This is a genomic window from Vibrio sp. 10N.239.312.D08 (assembly GCF_041466145.1).
GTDB lineage: Bacteria > Pseudomonadota > Gammaproteobacteria > Enterobacterales > Vibrionaceae > Vibrio > Vibrio crassostreae_C.
In genome coordinates, this window is sequence record NZ_JBFSSD010000003.1 from 80,996 (window position 1) to 98,855 (window position 17,860).

The following is a 17,860-nucleotide window of genomic DNA, read 5'->3' on the forward strand; positions in this document are numbered from 1 at the left end:
ACACATAACAACGTTTGGCTTAGGATATTGTCACTGTATGTGAATGGATATTCGCTAAATACCGAAATAAGTGTTGGTGCTCATCCCCCAGAGGAAGATACCTCTACGAGTACTAACATCGACAAGCTATAGATATATGGAGAATAAAATGGCTGGTGTATTGGGAATGATTCTTGCTGGTGGTGAAGGCTCTCGCTTAAGACCTTTAACTGAATCTCGCAGCAAACCCTCGGTTCCTTTCGGTGGTAGTTACCGCTTAATTGATTTCGCTTTGAACAACTTCGTTAATGCTGATCTAATGAAGATCTACGTATTAACACAATTTAAGTCACAGTCACTGTTCCACCATATGAAAAAAGGCTGGAATATCAGTGGTATAACAGACCGTTTTATCGACCCAATTCCTGCGCAAATGCGTAAAGGAAAGCGTTGGTATGAAGGCACAGCAGATGCTATCTACCAAAACATGGGCTTTATGGAGTTGGAAGAACCTGATCAAGTATGTATTTTTGGTTCAGACCATATTTATAAGATGGACATCAAACAGATGCTTGATTTCCATAAAGAGAAGAAAGCGGCTCTAACAGTATCAGCATTGCGCATGCCGCTTGCTGAAGCATCAGAATTCGGTGTTATTGAGGTTGATGCTGACGGCCGTATGATTGGCTTTGAAGAGAAACCTGCAAATCCGAAGTCGATCCCGGGCGATCCAGAATCAGCGCTCGTTTCAATGGGCAACTACGTGTTCGAAGCGAAAGAGCTTTTTGCTGAACTAACGGAAGATGCTGATAGAGAAGGTTCGACACACGATTTCGGCAAAGACATTATTCCAAACATGTTCCCACGTGGTGACGTGTTTGTTTATGATTTCAGCACCAACCGTATTACTGGTGAGAAAGAAGAAGTTTACTGGCGCGATGTAGGTACGATTGACGCGTACTGGCAAGCGCACATGGACCTTCTTAAGAAAGATGCGCCATTCTCGCTATACAACCGTAAATGGCCTCTACACACTTATTACCCGCCACTACCACCAGCTACGTTTACTGATTCGGCAAATGGTCGAATTCAGATCATTGATAGCCTTGTGTGTAGCGGTAGTTATGTACGTGGTTCGCGTATTGAAAAGAGTGTATTGGGCTTCCGCAGCAATATCGCATCAGCGTGTGATATCAGCGAAAGCATCTTACTCGGTGATGTAAAAGTGGGTGAGGGTTGTATCTTGCGCCGCGTTATCATTGATAAAGACGCAGATATCGCACCGGGTACACAGATTGGTGTAAATCTGACAGAAGACAAAAAGCATTACCACGTATCTGACGATGGTGTCGTAGTGATTTCTAAAGGAGCACGAGTTGGTTACTAAGACTCTCTCGGTACTTTTTGTAGCGTCTGAAGTTGAAGGCTTGATTAAAAGTGGTGGCTTGGCTGATGTAGCCAAGGCACTGCCGAAAGCGTTGCAAACACTCGAACAGGACGTTCGAGTGACTATCCCCGCATATAGAAACATTCCAAACATTGATTCAGCAGAAGTTATTTTATCGACTGAACTCGATCATTGGCCTCATACGGCTTATCAAGTTAAAAAACTGAGCGTAGAAGGCGTTCCAGTTTTTAGTATTGAATGTGCCAAGTATTTCGACCGCCCGGAAATGTACGCAGAAAACAATCAAGCTTATGCTGATAACGGAGAGCGCTTCTCGTTCTTTAGTGCAGCCTGTCTTGATATGCTTCCTAAGCTTGGTTTCCAACCGGATATCATTCATGCAAATGACTGGCATACTGGTTTCGTTCCTTTCTTGCTTAAATCGCGTTATCAACAACACGATTTCTTTGAAAATACGCGCAGTGTTATTTCGATTCACAATGCGGTTTTCAAAGGTGTGTTCGCCTACGATGAACTTCAATTCCTGCCAGAGATGCACCGTTACCATGCGCCTGAAGCTTCAGTGAGTGACACTCATGTCACTATGCTAAGAGCTGGAGTGATGTGTGCGGATAAAGTGAACGCAGTAAGTCCTACCTATGCAGAAGAGTTGAAAACGGAATTAGGTAGCCACGGTATGGCTGCAGAATTCCAACACAGATCTGCTGATCTGTTCGGCATTTTGAATGGGTGTGATTATGGGGCTTGGAATCCGGAAACTGATGCTTTCCTTCCTCGTAAATACAAAGCGACCAAGCACAGCATGGCTCGCGGAAAATCAGCTTGTAAGCAAAAACTGCAACAAGATGTAGGTTTACCCGTTGCCGATTGCGCGGTTTATGGCATGGTTTGTCGCTTGACGAATCAAAAAGGTGTTCATTACTTACTGCCTATCATCGAACAGTTTTTGAAAAATGATCTTCAGATCGTGATTGTCGGTACTGGCGATCCGGTTTTGGCGAGTCAATTGAAAGAGCTATCAGCGCTTCACTCAGATAAGTTCTCGTTCGTAGAAGCGTACAATAATGAACTTGCGCACTTGGTTGAAGCAGGCTCTGATTTCTTCTTGATGCCTTCGGAATTTGAACCGTGTGGCTTAAACCAAATCTACAGCATGGCTTACGGTACTTTGCCGATTGTTCGTTCTGTGGGAGGTTTAAAAGACAGCGTGAATGATTACGATGAAGATCCTGAAGTCGCGACTGGGTTTGCTTTTGAAGAGCCAACACCGCAAGCGTTATTGGCTGTGTTACATCGTTCATTACTGCTTTACGCACAAAACCCATCTGAAATTAAGCGTGTTCAGCTTTATGCGATGCAGCAAGATTTTAGTTGGGAAGATGCGGCTAAAGAATACCTAGCTATGTATCATTCAGCATTTTAACTTGTTGACTTAGCTTTAAAGTTAGCTGGCGAGCAACTGCCGCTCGTACTAAATGAAGGCGCTCTAATTGTAGAGTGCCTTTTGGTTTCCTGGTCAGAGCACATCACGTTTACGAAGACAAAGCTTGCAAACTCATTTTAGTCAGGTAGAAAAGGTGAGGTAGGTATTCACATGACTAATGATAGGTTTGACACTATTATCACTTAAAGTTCTTAATAGCGTGGTATCCTTAGTCATCGCCTCGTGATGAGGCATAGCTCCATTCCAATAATTAAAGCGATAGGTATGTCTGAGAGTTTACTATTTCATAAAACATTTACTCACCCTACGAGCGATGAGTGGGTTGTATTTGTGCATGGCGCAGGAGGCAGTTCCTCCATCTGGTTCAAGCAGATCAAAGCGTATAAACAGCATTTCAACTTACTTCTCATTGATCTGAGAGGGCACGGTAAATCAGACAATATACTTAAAGGGCTGATTTCGAATCGTTATACGTTCAAATCGGTGACGCTTGATATTCTTAAAGTGTTAGACCATCTTAAGATCCGTTCTGCACATTTCGTTGGCATGTCTTTGGGCACGATTATTGTGCGTAACGTTGCCGAACTGGCGGCTGGCCGTGTACGTTCAATGGTACTGGGTGGCGCTGTCACCAAGCTAAACACTCGCTCTCAAGTGTTAATCAAGTTGGGTAACCTCAGCAAGCACATCATTCCTTACATGTGGTTATACAGCCTTTTTGCTTATGTTGTGATGCCACAAAAAAGCCAAAAAGAGTCTCGTCACCTTTTTATCCGCGAAGCCAAAAAACTGTGCCAGAAAGAATTTAAACGCTGGTTTATCTTAACGGCTGATGTAAACCCCTTGATGAAATATTTTAAAGATAGAGAGCTACCAATACCGACTCTTTATTTGATGGGTGAACGTGACTACATGTTTATTAAGCCTGTAAAAGAAATGGTTGCAGCGCATGAATCGAGTGAGTTAGTAGAAATCCCGAATTGTGGACACGTGTGTAACGTGGAAAACCCTGAAGAGTTTAATCAGCGTTCGATTGCGTTTATTCAAAAACAAATTCAGTGATTTTCTAGGCGTGAAATCAAAGATGATGAGTTAATCGAATTGAAATAAAAACGGGAAGCTAACTTTAGCTTCCCGTTTTTAATTGGAGGAGGTATCTGACCGAATCGTTCTATCAGGTCACTGAAACCCTGCTATTCAGGTGAGGCAGCACCGCACTGCCAGCAAGAGCCGAATTGCGCTTCGTTGACTTCATGACACTCACCACAACGCCACTCTTCATAGATGATCGAATCTTGCTGCTTTTGGTAGTCATTGACGAGCATGCGAGCTTTACTGGCCAATTCTGGCTCATATAACCATACGTAAGGGTCAGTTTCTTCGGTGAATGGGATTTCCCCCTTTAATCCGAACAACCCCTCACCACGGACTTCACAGGCAATATTCTCGCTTTCTAATAATCCACAGATGATATGAGCTTCTGTCGGATTCGATGCACTGAAGATTTTCATTGAAATAGAACCTTATTCGGCTATCTGTGTTATTTAGCTATTATAAATTATTCAGCTATATACGTTATTCAGCTACGGGTGCTGAGCGAAACTTACCCATCAACCATTTAGCCACTATTGGGAATATACCCAATAACGCAAATGACAATAGTACTGAAGGGGAGACGATGCCCGAAAGTGAATCAATTTCTGCGAGCTGAGTACCAGCATTCAAGAAAACCGCCGTCCCCGGTAACATCCCGATTTGACTCGTAATGTAGTAACGACTCACTGACATCGGTGTTAGACCCATCAATAGGTTGATAAGGAAAAATGGGAATACAGGAATCAGACGCAGAGAAAACAGGTAAAATGCGCCGTCTTTTTCAACCCCCTTGTTAATCGTCGCCAATTTGTCACCAAACTTGGTTTGAATCCAGTCACGCAACAGGTAACGGCTACTTAAGAAAGCTAAGGTCGCACCGATCGCACTTGCGAAAGATACCAGTAGCAAGCTGTTCCAGAAGCCAAATAGCGCGGCCCCTAATAAGGTTACAACAGCGGCACCAGGAATGGAGAAAGCCGTAATCATGACATACGCGACAAAATAGATAGCGGCAGCCGCAATAAAGTTGCTGTCAATGTAGTCATTTAACACAGCTTGTTGGGCCTTAGCATTTTCAAGCGTTAAGTACTGGCCGAAATTGATGCCTAACAAGACGATGGTTACGACCAACACAATACCCAATATCATTTTCTTACTCATTGATACTTCCTCTAAATTTTCAATGCATACCGATAGTATAGATAGACAGGCAAAGCATAGATTAACTTTCACCAGATATAAAAAAAGCCGCAGTAAATGCGGCTTAGTTATGTATATAGATTGCACTGACAATGTTAATTGACGCGCTTGATAAGCTCTTCGCGACGCTGCTGCGGTATAACAGACCAATGTGTACCATTAATCGCGCCTTCTAGCGCCCAAAGTAGTTCAATACTGACAGAAGACGCATGCGATTCTTTGATGGCGTTAAATGCGTTTACAGAGCCAGATTCATATAAACGTTCTACAGAATCGATCCCTGCCTTTTTCAACATACGCTCGGTAGCGAGTCGAAGATTAGGCAGATCTTTGAGTCGGGTCGGCTTAGCAGAAGACTGCTCAGCTTTTTCTTCTTTAGCAAAACCTAGAGACGTGGTTGCAAGCTGCAAGATTTTCTCTTGGTCTTGCCAGAGGCCTTCAGGTAAAGCGAAATATTTAGTAACGACAGGGAAACCACGTTTTTTGTAGACGTACGGTTGAAACCCTTGTTGTTCGAATTGTTTAGTTGTGCCTTTGTCTGCGCGTATGTGCAACTGGTCATTTACAACCAGAGCAAACATAGTGTCATCAGCAAAAAGACCGAAGCCACCAAACATTGAGCGTGATTTTATTTTTCCTAGGGACTCAAATAACTTCATCGAGTCCTTTAGTATCGGTTTATCCATGTTATTTATCTCGGTGTATTTGAACTACGCCACCAAATAAGCAGGTCCGAGAGATTAGCAAAATGTTGCAATTAAATTGTCAATAAGCCGTAAATTACTAAATTATTAGTAGTTACTGCATTTTGCCATCGGTAACCCCGCTACCATACCAACGAGTGGTTTAGGCCGGAAGCTTTGCGTCTCACTCTTTCGAGTGGTTTGCCCTGTGCGTGACTGATTGAATAGAATAAAGTTTTTGTTGAATGAAGCTCACACTTGATATTTCAAAATGTGATACTGCTTCAATTAATGATCTTTCATTTGTGCATAAGGGTTCATTATAGTTGCTGATAAAAAAAGCGCACCTAAAGGTGCGCTTGATGAAATTAAACTCGAATTATCAATTAATTTAACGTCTTAACTGTACTTCGTTCAACAATTTCAGGGTGCATTTCGAAGACGCGTTTTTCGTGGTCTTTGTCTTTGATGCGCTCCAATAGAATTTCGAATGCATTCTTACCAACACGACGTTTTGGTTGGTGAACTGTCGTTAACGGCGGAGAGAAGTATTCAGCGAGTTCGATGTTGTCGTAACCGATCACTGAGATATCTTCAGGAATGCGGATGCCTTTTTCTTGCAGTCGGCTCATTAAGCCGAGTGCCATTGTGTCGTTAAAGCAGAATACCGCCGTTGGACGATCTTCCATCTCAACGATTTGTTCTGCAGCAAGAACAGCCGTATCACACTCAAAGTTGCCTTCGATGATCATATTTTCATCAGCAGAAATCTTTGCTTCGTTCAGTGCGCGCTTGTAACCGGCAATACGTTCAACACATGCTGCTTTGTCTAAGTGGCCACTTAAACATGCAATCTTAGAGTGACCGCGTTCAATAAGGTATTTGGTCGCTAGGTAGCCACCTTCTTCTGAGTTATCGATGATCTTATCAGCCTGAGAGCTCTCAGGGCCCCAGTCCATGATAACTTTAGGGATGTCAGCGTGACGGTCTAACATCTCTCTTAGTTCTTCAGTTAGGTCAGAACACATAACTAAGATGCCATCTACACGTTTCTCTGCAAGCATTCGAATGTAGTCACGTTGCTTCTCATAGATGCCGCCCGTATTACACAGGATCAAAGTGTAACCTTGACGGTAGCAGTAGCTCTCAACACCATCGATAACTTCAGAGAAGAATAGATTAGTTGATTGAGTCACTAGCATGCCGATGGTGCGTGTTGTATTACACTTCAAGCTACGAGCAACAGCACTTGGTGCATAGTTCAGTTCATCTACGGCTTTGTTTACTTTTTCTTGCGTTGCTTCTGCAACAAAGCGAGTTTTATTGATTACGTGAGAAACGGTTGTTGTTGATACGCCGGCTAAGCGAGCGACATCTTTTATAGTGGCCATGGTTTTATCCTATTAGAAGCTACTTTCCCAAAGTACGGAATAAAGTAGCCGTTAAGCTACCTAACTAAGAGCTTAAATTTGTAGGGCTCTTTGGGTACTAAAAGTGCTAAAAAACAAAAAACCGCTATTGAGCGGCTTGTCTTAACACCGAAATGCTCAAAACTATAATAAGCATAGCATTTCGTGAATGTTTCATATTTTATCGTTTGCGGTCACAATTTTAGACTGACTAGAAATTACTCGCAATAAAATTCACCCGGAAATCCGGGTGAATTGTCACATTCTTCTGAATTTATTTAACGAGTCATCCAATAAGCTATTCACCAGCTAAATATTGAGTGTCTAATTGACAGAATGCGAGTAGCAACGATGAGACGGAGGCGTAGAAACCGAATTCATCAACGTCATGACATTTCACGTTGAACTTTGGTAACCAAGTCAGCAGTTGTTGTTCGATAAACTGCTGTTGAGCGGCAAATGAATTCTCTAGTTCTTCTTCAATATTCGTTTCGTTTGAACGAATGATCAAGTTACCAAGGAAATCGAGTTCGATAGCAATGTGGTCTGCTGGCTCTTTTAGATCTTGGTTCACAACTAAGTTGTGCTTAGCCATGATCTCTTCCATATCTTTTGCTGGCTTATCATTCAAAAGGCCAGTTTCGCCGATATACATTGAAGCGTAAGGAAGAGCGCCGTGCTTATCTGTCTTTAAGAAAAGATCGCAAAAGTCTGCAGACAGTTCTAGCTGAGCATCTTCACGAGTTTGTAGGCGGTTCAGCGCATCCACTAACTTATCAATCGCTGGCTTTAGTGTCTCATTTTCGCCTAAACCAGTTAGGAAAGAACGAATTTCAACAGAGTGGTAGTGATCGAGTTCTTCTTGAGTGAGCTCTTTGGCAAATAAGCTTGATAGCCACCAGTATATTTCTGCTCTTTGCTCGTTGAACGCTTTCGTATCTTTCATTTGTTAGATCCTGACTTAGTCTTGTGATGTTGCTTATATGCATCTTGAAGTCACTTGGGCATAAGCACACCAAGGCTGAATAACAAGGTTATTTGCGAAACGCAAAGTTACTCGTTAGTAGTAATGCCTATATTGAATTGCGATGGACGATAAATAGCAAGGTTTAAGATTGTCTTGTATCAAAAAAAATCCATGTTTCTGGCTTTTATCTTCTGTACCACTAGAATTGTTACTAGTTATGAATAGAATAGTCACTGAAACTATTAAATAAGAAAAGTGGTGTAGATGAGCTATCACGTATTAGTCGTAGAAGATGATGTGGTAACCCGCAGTAAACTGGTTGGATACTTCCAGAACGAGGGTTACACAGTGAGCGAAGCAGAAAGCGGCGCTCAAATGAGAAACGTGTTAGAAGAAAACAACGTTGACCTCATTATGCTGGACATCAACTTACCAGGCGAAGATGGATTGATGCTAACTCGCGAATTACGCAGTCAATCAGACATTGGAATTATTTTAGTTACTGGACGCACGGATAGCATCGACAAGATCGTAGGCCTTGAAATGGGCGCTGACGATTACGTTACTAAACCCTTCGAACTTCGCGAGTTATTAGTTCGAGTTAAAAACCTACTTTGGCGTATCTCTGCTGCTCGTAAAACAGCAGCGGGCGCTGTAGAAGAAACATCAGATGAGTCTGTGGTTCGTTTTGGTGAGTGGACATTTGATATCCCTCGTCGTGCGTTAAGCAAGAACGGCGAACCAGTGAAACTGACCAAAGCAGAATACGAACTGCTAGTGGCTTTGTCTTCTTACCCTAATCAAGTATTAAGCCGCGAACGTATTTTGAATATGATTAGCCACCGAGTGGACGCGCCTAATGACCGTACTATCGACGTGCTGATTCGTCGTATGCGTGCAAAAATGGAGTTCGATCCTAAGAACCCACAAATCTTTGTGACGGTTCACGGTGAAGGTTACATGTTCGCTGGTGATTGATTTCCTTCGGGAGTGATTAATTAACAACGACATTTAAACGTAAAAAGCCGAGACATCATTGATGTCTCGGCTTTTTTATTACTTAGCTTTTATTGTTAACGACCAGAGAATCTACAAATACTTGGCGACTCTGTATGCTTAAGATGAGTTTAAAGATTCAATGGGCTTATTGAGGCTGAGCCGCAGAAACTTCACCGTCATCTTCAACTAAGCTGGAAGCTTCTGGAATCACCGGCTCTTCAACAATGTCATTGCTTGTATCAAGCCAATCACGTAAATCTTGCCAAACTAATCCCATGGTTTCGTGCCAGTAACGCTCAGTCTGCTCAAGGTATAGCGCTTTTGGCATGTACTTATTCCAAGGCTCAACAACGCCTTCTTGTGCAAGGTAGTTGGTTGGTGCAGGCAGTGGTTTCATACCAGCTGCATGGAATTCATTGAGTGCACGAGTCATATGGCTCGCTGAAGTCACTAGAACCATTTTTTTATTCTTAACGAACGCAGCGGCTTGGCGAGCTTCTTCCCAGGTGTCTTTTGCGGTTTCAAGCAGAATGATGTCGGGCTTTGCTACGCCTAGTGCTAATGCAACTTTAGCCATCATTCTTGCGTTACTGACTTCAGTGCCTGCGCCATAGCCAGACAAAATGAGTTTTGCACCAGGGTAAAGGCGTAGAATACGAATCCCTTCACTTAAACGCATCAGGCCGGTGCGGCTAAGTTCTGATGTCGGTGGAATTTGGTCGTCTACGACGTGACCACTTCCAAGAACCATCACGTAATCGACGGTTTCATCGACAGGTAAAAATGCGGTGTGTTGCCTTTCCATTGGCATTAAAAGTTGACTAGAAACTGGCTGGAAAGCGATTAGGAAAATACCACATAGGGCTGAGAGGGTGATTAGGCAACCAGTCTTCCTTTTGGTAGTAAACATCACTAGGGCTAAACCCAGAAAAGCGAGAATTAACATTGCTGGCAGTGGCATCAATAGCGAAGACACTACTTTTTTCAGCTCAAACATATCCGAATAGTCCGAAAAAACATCACTTAGTAGTAAAAAGAGACATCGCCTCTTTATTCCTGAAATTCCTGTGACAGAATAGCAGGCACGATAGGACATAATAACTCAAGTAGCCGTGACTGAAGACCGTAATTTCGACGATATTGCCCACAAATTTGCAAAAAATATTTACGGCTCTGACAAAGGAGAGATCCGTCAGATCATCGTATGGGAAGATTTAGAACAAGCTTTGAGCAAGTTTGAGCAATCAGCTTCTCCGCTGCATGTGCTTGATGCTGGAGGCGGCCTTGCACAGATGTCGCAAAAAATTGCGTCGCTTGGGCATAACGTTTCTCTGTGTGATCTCTCTTCTGAAATGCTGAAGCTCGCAGAAGAAAGTATCAGCGAAGCGGGTTTGCTAGAGCAATATCGATTTATTCATTCACCAGTACAAAAAGTCGCAGAACATCTAGATGAGAAAGTCGATTTTGTGATGTTTCATGCCGTAATGGAATGGTTAGCCGATCCTAAAGAGGCGCTTGATTTATTGCTTGAACAAGTTAAACCGGGTGGCGTTGCCTCGATAATGTTTTACAACCACCACGGATTAGTCCTGAAAAATGTGATTTGTGGCAACATTCCTCATGTATTGAATGGGATGCCACATCGAAAACGGTTTAAGCTGCAACCACAAAAAGGCTTGAAGCCGGAAGAGGTTTATCAATGGATAGAAGACGCTGGTCTAGAAATCTGTGGTAAATCAGGCATTCGCTCTTTCAGTGACTACATAGGTAATATGGAGTACATGGGCGATTACCAATTTGAAGATGTATTGGAACTGGAAAAACAGCTATGTCGCCAAGAGCCATATCTGTCACTAGGCCGTTATATTCACGTTTGGGCTCAAAAACCTGCGCAATAACAGCGGTGAATGTGGTAAAAGAAGCCACAACATGCGCTATGCAATCGTAAGAAGCCCGCGTCATAAAGAAATAGGCGTCATATCTAATACATTCGATATGACGAAGAACAGTAACAGGAACCACAATGAGTGAAATGACTCAAACTGCCGAAGAGCAGCCAATTGATGAGTTGGTGGGCTGGGTCAAGCAGCATGATTTTTCATTAAACTTGCCACCAGAGCGCTTAGCATTTTTGATTGCTATCGCAGTACTAAGCAATGAAAGGTTCGATGAAGAGTTGGGCGAGGGTGAACTGCACGATGCATTTACCATCGTCACTCGACTGTTTGAAGATACTGGCGAAGCGTCCGCGTTTCGTGCCAACAATGCCATCAACGAGTTAGTTAAACAGAAGTTGATTAGCCGCTTTACCAGCGAAATCACCGATGGTGCGAGTATTTATCGCTTATCACCATTGGCGATTGGTATTTCAGATTATTATTTACGCCACCGTCAGTTCTCTAAGTTGAAACTGTCTATCCAGCTTTCTATGGTTGCAGATGAGATGGCAAAAGCCATTGAAGCAGCACAAAAAGGCGGAACTCCAGGACATTGGAGAAAGAATGTTTACGGCGTGCTCAAGTATTCTGTTGGTGAAATTTTCGATCAGATTGATCTTAACCAACGTGTTATGGATGAGCAGCAGCAAACCGTTAAACAGCAAATTGCCGACCTTTTAAACAAGGATTGGCGAGAGGCGATTAACAACTGTGAAACCTTGCTTTCAGAAACCTCGTCCACACTAAAAGAATTGCAAGACACCTTGCAAGCGGCGGGGGGTGAACTGCAAACACAGATCCTCGATATTCAAGAAATTGTTTACGGTGACGATGAACTCGAGTTCGTTGGCGAAACCCTGTTCGGGTTGCAGATGAAGCTAGACCGAATCACCAGTTGGGGCCAACAAGCCATCGATTTATGGATCGGCTACGACCGCCATGTTCACAAGTTCATCCGTACCGCGATTGATATGGATAAAAACCGCGCCTTTAGCCAACGCTTGCGTCAGTCAGTCACTGACTACTTTGATGCGCCTTGGTTATTGACCTACGCCGATGCTGAGAAGCTGACGGATCTTCGTGATGAAGCGCTCGTGCTTCGTGATGACGAAGTGATGGGACAAGCGCCAATCGACGTAGAGTACGAAGAATTTGAGCAAGTAAATGACCTGCTTTCAGATCGAATTGCAGAGATGTTAAAAGCTCACAAACAGCAAGGCGCGCCAATTGATCTTGGCCTTGTGTTACGCGATTACCTCGCTGCACACCCTCGCACACACCATTTTGATTTAGCCAGAATTGTTGTCGACCAAGCCGTGCGCTTAGGTTACTCAGAGTCTGACTATCAGGCTATTCAGCCAGATTGGCAGGCAATTAACGATTTCGGTGCAAAGGTACAAGCAAATGTCATTAACAAGTACTGATGATTACATGCCAGAGAAACTGGTAAAAGCGATAGCGAACCCACTGTTCCCTGTGCTAGATAGCATGCTGCGTTCAGGTAAGCATGTTTCAACAGAAGACCTAGATAACCACGCGTTGCTGTCTGATTTTGAAGTTGAGCTTCAGCATTTCTATCAACGCTACAATACGGAACTGGTAAAAGCGCCGGAAGGTTTCTATTACCTGCGTCCGCGTTCTACGTCTCTGATTGGTCGTAGTGTGTTGTCTGAGCTCGACATGTTGGTTGGAAAGGTGTTGTGTTTCTTATACCTAAGCCCAGAACGTCTTGCTCATGAAGGTATCTTCACCAACCAAGAACTGTTTGATGAGTTGATGTCGTTAGCGGATGAGAAAAAACTCATGAAGCTAGCAACCAACCGTGCGTCTGGTTCTGACCTAGATAAAGAAAAGCTGTTCGAAAAAGTACGTACTTCTTTACGTCGCTTACGCCGTATCGGTATGTTGATTGCGATTGGTGAAACCGGCAAGTTCCGTATCAGCGAAGCGGTATTCCGTTTTGGCGCTGACGTTCGTGTTGGCGATGATATGAAAGAAGCGCAGTTACGTCTTATCCGTGATGGTGAAGCTGTGGTGCATACCCAAGAGCCTAACCAAGGTAGCTTGTTGAATGAAGAACAAGCGGAAGCTGCATCAGAACTAGACGTAGATGAAAACGGTCAACAAGACATTTTTAACGATCAAGCCGGCTTTGACCTTGAGTCAAACGATGGCGAACAAACAAAAGTAGAAGGTGAAGCATGATTGAAAGAGGTAAGTATCAATCATTAACCATGGTCAACTGGAACGGCTTCTTTGCGCGTACTTTTGATATTGATGGATTGGTTACAACGCTTTCTGGCGGTAACGGTGCGGGTAAGTCGACCACAATGGCGGCATTCATCACAGCACTGATCCCTGACCAAAGCCTTCTGCATTTCCGTAACACAACGGAAGCGGGTAGCTCACAGTCATCTCGTGATAAAGGCCTTTACGGTAAGCTTCAGCCAGGCGCATGTTATGCCGCACTAGATGTTGTGAACTCTCGTAATCAGCGTCTATTGTTTGCAGTAAAACTGCAGCAAGTCGCGGGTCGTGATAAGAAAGTCGACATTAAACCGTTCGTTATCCAAGGCCTTCCAAGTCATGTGAAACCAACGGATGTGTTGATTCAGAACGTTTCAGACAGCCACGCTCGCGTATGTCAGTTGAACGACGTGAAAGCGGCGGTTGCACAATACGAAGGCACGCATTTTAAGGCCTTCTCTTCGATTGTTGATTACCACTCGCAAATGTTTGAATACGGTGTGGTACCGAAGAAACTACGTAACAGCAGCGACCGTTCTAAGTTCTACCGCCTAATTGAAGCATCACTTTACGGTGGTATCTCAAGTGCGATTACGCGTTCTCTGCGTGATTACCTGTTACCGCAAAATGGTGGTGTGAAGAAAGCGTTCCAAGACATGGAATCAGCACTACGCGAAAACCGTATGACGCTAGAAGCGATCAAAACGACTCAGTCGGATCGTGATTTGTTTAAGCACTTGATCACTGAATCTACGAACTACGTGGCAGCAGATTACATGCGCCATGCTAACGATCGTCGCAACAAGCTTGATCAAACCATGAAGTTCCGTGGTGAGCTGTTTGGTTCTCGTGAAACCTTGCTTGATCAAAACAACTTGTTGAACCGCGTTCAAGAAGAACTAGAGTTACTTGTCGATCAAGAATCAGCACTAGAGCAAGATTACCAAGCGGCTTCGGATCATCTGCAATTAGTTCAAACTGCACTTCGTCAGCAAGAGAAAATTGCCCGCTACAGCGAAGATCTAGAAGAGCTTAACGAGCGTCTAGAAGAGCAAATGATGGTGGTTGAAGAAGCTCAAGAGCGAGTACTTCTTGCTGAAGAGCAGGCAACCATCACTGAAGAAGAAGTGGATAGCCTGAAAACTCAGCTTGCTGACTACCAACAAGCGTTGGATGTTCAGCAAACGCGTGCACTTCAATACCAGCAAGCGGTTCAAGCATTAGAGAAAACTAAGCAGTTGCTTGGTGATGAATCTATTACGGCAGAAAGCGCACTAACTCTGGTTTCAGAGCTAAAAGCACAAGAAGAATCAAGCACTCAAACGCTACTGTCGACGAAGCATAAACTAGACATGTCTTCTGCTGCTTCTGCACAGTTCGACAAAGCACTCGCTCTTGTTAAAAGTATTGTGGATGACGTTGAACGTAAAGAAGCGTCTAGCAGCGCTAAACAAGCGTTAGAGAAAGGTCGTAACGCAAAACACGTTGTTGAAAATGAACAGCAGTGGCGTGCTCAGCACCGTGATATGGCTCGTGATGTGGCTCAGCAGCGTCAAGTAAAAGAGCTTGCGACTGAATACCAAAAGCAACACAACATTTCACTGACTGACGAAGCGGTTTTCGACGAAGAGCGCGAACGTCATGCAATGCAGATCGAAACGCTTGAGTACGCTCAAGAAGAGTTACGTGAAGCGAAAAGTGAACAGCGTCGTGTACAACAAAACCACGACCAAGAGATTCAAAAACTAGAGTCTATTGCTCCTGCTTGGATCACAGCAAACGATGCGCTTGAAGCATTGAGAGATCAAACCGACGCTGAGCTAGAAGATAGCCAAGCGGTGATGACTCAAATGCAGCAAGTGCTTGAAGATGAGAAATCGCAAGCGGCAGCAAAAGATCAGTTGGCTACGCGCCGAGCTGAACTTGAGCAAGAGATTGAGCGTTTAGCTTCGCCAGGTGGCTCTAACGATCCTCGTTTGAAAGGTCTGGCGGATACGCTTGGTGGCGTGTTGCTTTCTGAGATCTACGATGACATCACGATTGGTGATGCGCCGTACTTCAGTGCGATGTACGGCCCAGCTCGTCACGCAATTGTGGTTTCTGATCTTGATGGTATTAAAGAGAAGCTGGTGGATCTTGATGATTGTCCAGAAGACCTTTACATCCTAGAAGGCGATGTCGACGCGTTTGATGACAGTTCATTTAATGCCGATGAGCTTGAAGGCGCAGTATGTGTTCAGCTGAACGATCGCCAAATGCGTTACTCACGTTTCCCTGAGATCCCACTGTTTGGCCGTGCGGCTCGTGAACAACGTCTAGAGAAATTGCGCGAAGAGCGTGACGTTGTTGTTGAGAACCACGCGAAAGCCGCGTTTGACTCTCAAAAGCTGAATCGTCTATATCAAGCATTCAACAGCTTTGTTGCGAAGCACCTGCACGTTGCGTTTAACGCAGACCCAGAACAAGCACTTGCTGCGATTCGTGATAAGCGTAATCAAATTGTTCGTTCTCTGGCTGAGCTTAACTCTAAAGAGCAGCAGCAACGTAGCCAGCTTCTACAAAGCAAGCAGGCACTCGGTGCGCTAGATAAATTAGCTCCAATGGTTCGTATTTTAGAAGACGAAACATTGGCTGAGCGCTTAGCTGAATTAGAAGCACAACTAGAACGTCTGAGTGAAGCTAAGTCTTACTTGAATACGCACGGCAAGGCGCTTGCTTCTCTAGAACAGATCGTATCTGCACTAGACGCTGACCCAGAGCAGTTCGAAGCTTTGGAAGCCGAATATCGTCAAGCTGATAACGCGCTACAAACGCTAAAAGGCAAAGTGTTCGCACTGTCTGATCTGATTGAGCGTCGTCACTACTTTGCTTACGCAGATTCTGTTGATTTGCTTAACAAGAGCAGTGAACTGAGCGAGCAATTAAAAGCGAAACTGGTTCAAGCTGAACAAGCAAGAACCAAAGGCCGCGATGGTTTGAAGCAAGCTCGCGAACAGATGAACCAATACAACCAAGTATTGACGGCACTGAAGAGCTCACATCAAGCGAAGCAAGAAACGGTTCAAGAGTTCAAACAAGAGCTACAAGAGTTTGGCGTAAACGCTGATGAAGGCGCTGAAGAGCGTGCTGTACGTCGTCGTGACGAGCTTCAAGAGCGTCTGCACACATCTCGCAGCCGTAAGAGCGAATACGAGCGTACGATTACGTCAACAGAACTTGAGATGAAAGCCCTAGCTAAGCGTCTTAAGAAAGTTCAGAAAGAGTACACAGAACTTCGTACTTTCGTTGTTGCAGCAAAAGCAGGCTGGTGTTCAGTACTTCGCTTAGCTCGTGAAAATGATGTTGAACGTCGTTTGCACAAGCGTGAACTGGCTTACCTAACGGCGGGCGAGCTTCGCTCTATGTCGGATAAATCACTGGGTGCGCTACGTCTAGCTGTAGCTGACAATGAAGATCTACGTGATTCGCTGCGTCTATCTGAAGACAACGCACATCCAGAGCGTAAGGTTCTGTTCTATATTGCAGTTTACCAACATCTTCGCGAGCGTATTCGCCAAGACATCATTCATACGGATGATCCGGTAGAAGCAATCGAAGAGATGGAAGTTGAGCTAGCCCGACTAACAGAAGAACTGACGCAGCGTGAAAACCGCTTGGCGATCAGCTCTGAGTCGGTAGCAAGCATCATCAAGAAAACGATTCAGCGCGAGCAGAACCGTATTCGTATGCTGAACCAAGGTTTGTCGAACATCTACTTTGGTCAGGTTAAGGGCGTACGTCTGAATGTTAAGATTCGTGAAAGTCACGAGATCTTGCTATCAGGTCTAGCGACTCAGCAAGAGCAACACAAAGACTTGTTTGAATCAACGCGCTTTACCTTCTCAGAAGCGATGGCGAAGTTGTTCCAACGTGTTAACCCACATATCGATATGGGTCAACGTTCTCCACAAGTTCTAGGTGAAGAGCTACTGGATTACCGTAACTACCTAGAGCTAAGTGTTGAAGTTAACCGTGGTTCTGATGGTTGGTTACAAGCTGAATCGGGCGCACTTTCTACCGGTGAAGCGATCGGTACTGGTCAATCTATCCTATTGATGGTTGTTCAGAGCTGGGAAGAAGAGTCTCGTCGACTTCGTAGCAAAGACATCGTTCCATGTCGCTTGTTGTTCCTTGATGAAGCAGCACGTCTGGATGCGAAATCTATCTCTACACTGTTTGAACTGTGTGACCGTCTAGGTATGCAGCTTCTGATTGCAGCACCAGAGAACATTAGCCCAGAGAAAGGTACAACCTACAAACTGGTTCGTAAGGTCTTCAAAGACCACGAACACGTACATGTTGTTGGCCTGCGCGGTTTTGCTCAAAACAAACCAGCATCTCCGGTGCAAGAGCTTATCGAAGAAACTGAGCAATAACTTTGATAGCCGAATTATAATCTTGATAGCCGAGCAATAACCTTGATAGCTTAGCTATAAGCTCGAAAGCGACTCAA

14 protein-coding genes and 1 riboswitch are annotated in these 17,860 nt (G+C 44.3%); of the genes, 8 read left to right on the forward strand and 6 right to left on the reverse strand.

Features of this window, described 5'->3' with window-relative positions:
• Positions 1 to 136: 136 nt before the first annotated feature.
• The 3 genes from glgC to AB6D58_RS02855 all read left to right on the forward strand — a co-directional run bounded on the left by glgC (position 137) and on the right by AB6D58_RS02855 (position 3,893).
• Positions 137 to 1,366: a glucose-1-phosphate adenylyltransferase gene (gene glgC / locus AB6D58_RS02845; protein ID WP_080582251.1), complete on the forward strand. Its 1,230-nt coding sequence runs from the start codon at positions 137 to 139 to the stop codon at positions 1,364 to 1,366.
• Complete coding sequence (gene glgA / locus AB6D58_RS02850) at positions 1,356 to 2,810, forward strand: glycogen synthase GlgA (protein WP_372156477.1); 1,455 nt, start codon at positions 1,356 to 1,358, stop codon at positions 2,808 to 2,810. Before glgC ends, glgA begins: the two co-directional genes overlap by 11 nt.
• Positions 2,811 to 3,095: 285 nt before the next feature.
• A complete protein-coding gene (locus AB6D58_RS02855; RefSeq protein WP_017062100.1) occupies positions 3,096 to 3,893 on the forward strand; it encodes an alpha/beta fold hydrolase in 798 nt (265 codons plus the stop codon).
• A 131-nt stretch (positions 3,894 to 4,024) separates the two neighbouring features.
• On the opposite strand, the gene AB6D58_RS02860 is transcribed toward AB6D58_RS02855, so the two are convergent.
• The 5 genes from AB6D58_RS02860 to torD form a co-directional block, all read right to left on the reverse strand.
• On the reverse strand, positions 4,025 to 4,342 hold the full coding sequence (locus AB6D58_RS02860) for a DUF2007 domain-containing protein (RefSeq protein ID WP_017062099.1): 318 nt from the start codon (positions 4,340 to 4,342) through the stop codon (positions 4,025 to 4,027).
• 64 nt (positions 4,343 to 4,406) lie between these two features.
• On the reverse strand, positions 4,407 to 5,087 hold the full coding sequence (locus AB6D58_RS02865) for a TVP38/TMEM64 family protein (protein WP_017072239.1): 681 nt from the start codon (positions 5,085 to 5,087) through the stop codon (positions 4,407 to 4,409).
• A gap of 134 nt (positions 5,088 to 5,221) precedes the next feature.
• Positions 5,222 to 5,812, reverse strand: coding sequence for a TfoX/Sxy family DNA transformation protein (locus AB6D58_RS02870; protein WP_372156478.1), 591 nt, complete (start codon positions 5,810 to 5,812; stop codon positions 5,222 to 5,224).
• Positions 5,813 to 5,939: 127 nt separating this feature from the next.
• Positions 5,940 to 6,025: riboswitch (cyclic di-GMP riboswitch) on the reverse strand.
• A 170-nt stretch (positions 6,026 to 6,195) separates the two neighbouring features.
• On the reverse strand, positions 6,196 to 7,200 hold the full coding sequence (gene purR, locus AB6D58_RS02875; protein ID WP_017062096.1) for an HTH-type transcriptional repressor PurR: 1,005 nt from the start codon (positions 7,198 to 7,200) through the stop codon (positions 6,196 to 6,198).
• A 316-nt stretch (positions 7,201 to 7,516) separates the two neighbouring features.
• Positions 7,517 to 8,164 (reverse strand): molecular chaperone TorD, encoded by a 648-nt coding sequence (gene torD / locus AB6D58_RS02880; protein ID WP_017062095.1) that lies wholly within the window; start codon positions 8,162 to 8,164, stop codon positions 7,517 to 7,519.
• 285 nt (positions 8,165 to 8,449) lie between these two features.
• On the opposite strand from torD, the gene torR reads away from it, so the two are divergent.
• On the forward strand, positions 8,450 to 9,163 hold the full coding sequence (gene torR, locus AB6D58_RS02885) for a two-component system response regulator TorR (RefSeq protein WP_017067841.1): 714 nt from the start codon (positions 8,450 to 8,452) through the stop codon (positions 9,161 to 9,163).
• A 166-nt stretch (positions 9,164 to 9,329) separates the two neighbouring features.
• On the opposite strand, the gene elyC is transcribed toward torR, so the two are convergent.
• Positions 9,330 to 10,181: an envelope biogenesis factor ElyC gene (elyC, locus tag AB6D58_RS02890; RefSeq protein ID WP_017062093.1), complete on the reverse strand. Its 852-nt coding sequence runs from the start codon at positions 10,179 to 10,181 to the stop codon at positions 9,330 to 9,332.
• 115 nt (positions 10,182 to 10,296) lie between these two features.
• On the opposite strand from elyC, the gene cmoM reads away from it, so the two are divergent.
• The 4 genes from cmoM to mukB all read left to right on the forward strand — a co-directional run bounded on the left by cmoM (position 10,297) and on the right by mukB (position 17,783).
• Complete coding sequence (cmoM, locus tag AB6D58_RS02895) at positions 10,297 to 11,082, forward strand: tRNA uridine 5-oxyacetic acid(34) methyltransferase CmoM (RefSeq protein WP_017063509.1); 786 nt, start codon at positions 10,297 to 10,299, stop codon at positions 11,080 to 11,082.
• Positions 11,083 to 11,207: 125 nt separating this feature from the next.
• The gene (gene mukF, locus AB6D58_RS02900) at positions 11,208 to 12,545 is read left to right on the forward strand and encodes a chromosome partition protein MukF (protein ID WP_372156480.1); all 1,338 of its coding nucleotides are present in this window, start codon (positions 11,208 to 11,210) and stop codon (positions 12,543 to 12,545) included.
• Positions 12,526 to 13,326, forward strand: coding sequence for a chromosome partition protein MukE (gene mukE, locus AB6D58_RS02905; RefSeq protein ID WP_372156482.1), 801 nt, complete (start codon positions 12,526 to 12,528; stop codon positions 13,324 to 13,326). Before mukF ends, mukE begins: the two co-directional genes overlap by 20 nt.
• Entirely contained in the window at positions 13,323 to 17,783 is a 4,461-nt protein-coding gene (gene mukB / locus AB6D58_RS02910; RefSeq protein WP_372156484.1) for a chromosome partition protein MukB, read from the forward strand. The genes mukE and mukB overlap by 4 nt, the downstream gene beginning before the upstream one ends.
• The last annotated feature ends 77 nt before the right edge of the window (positions 17,784 to 17,860 follow it).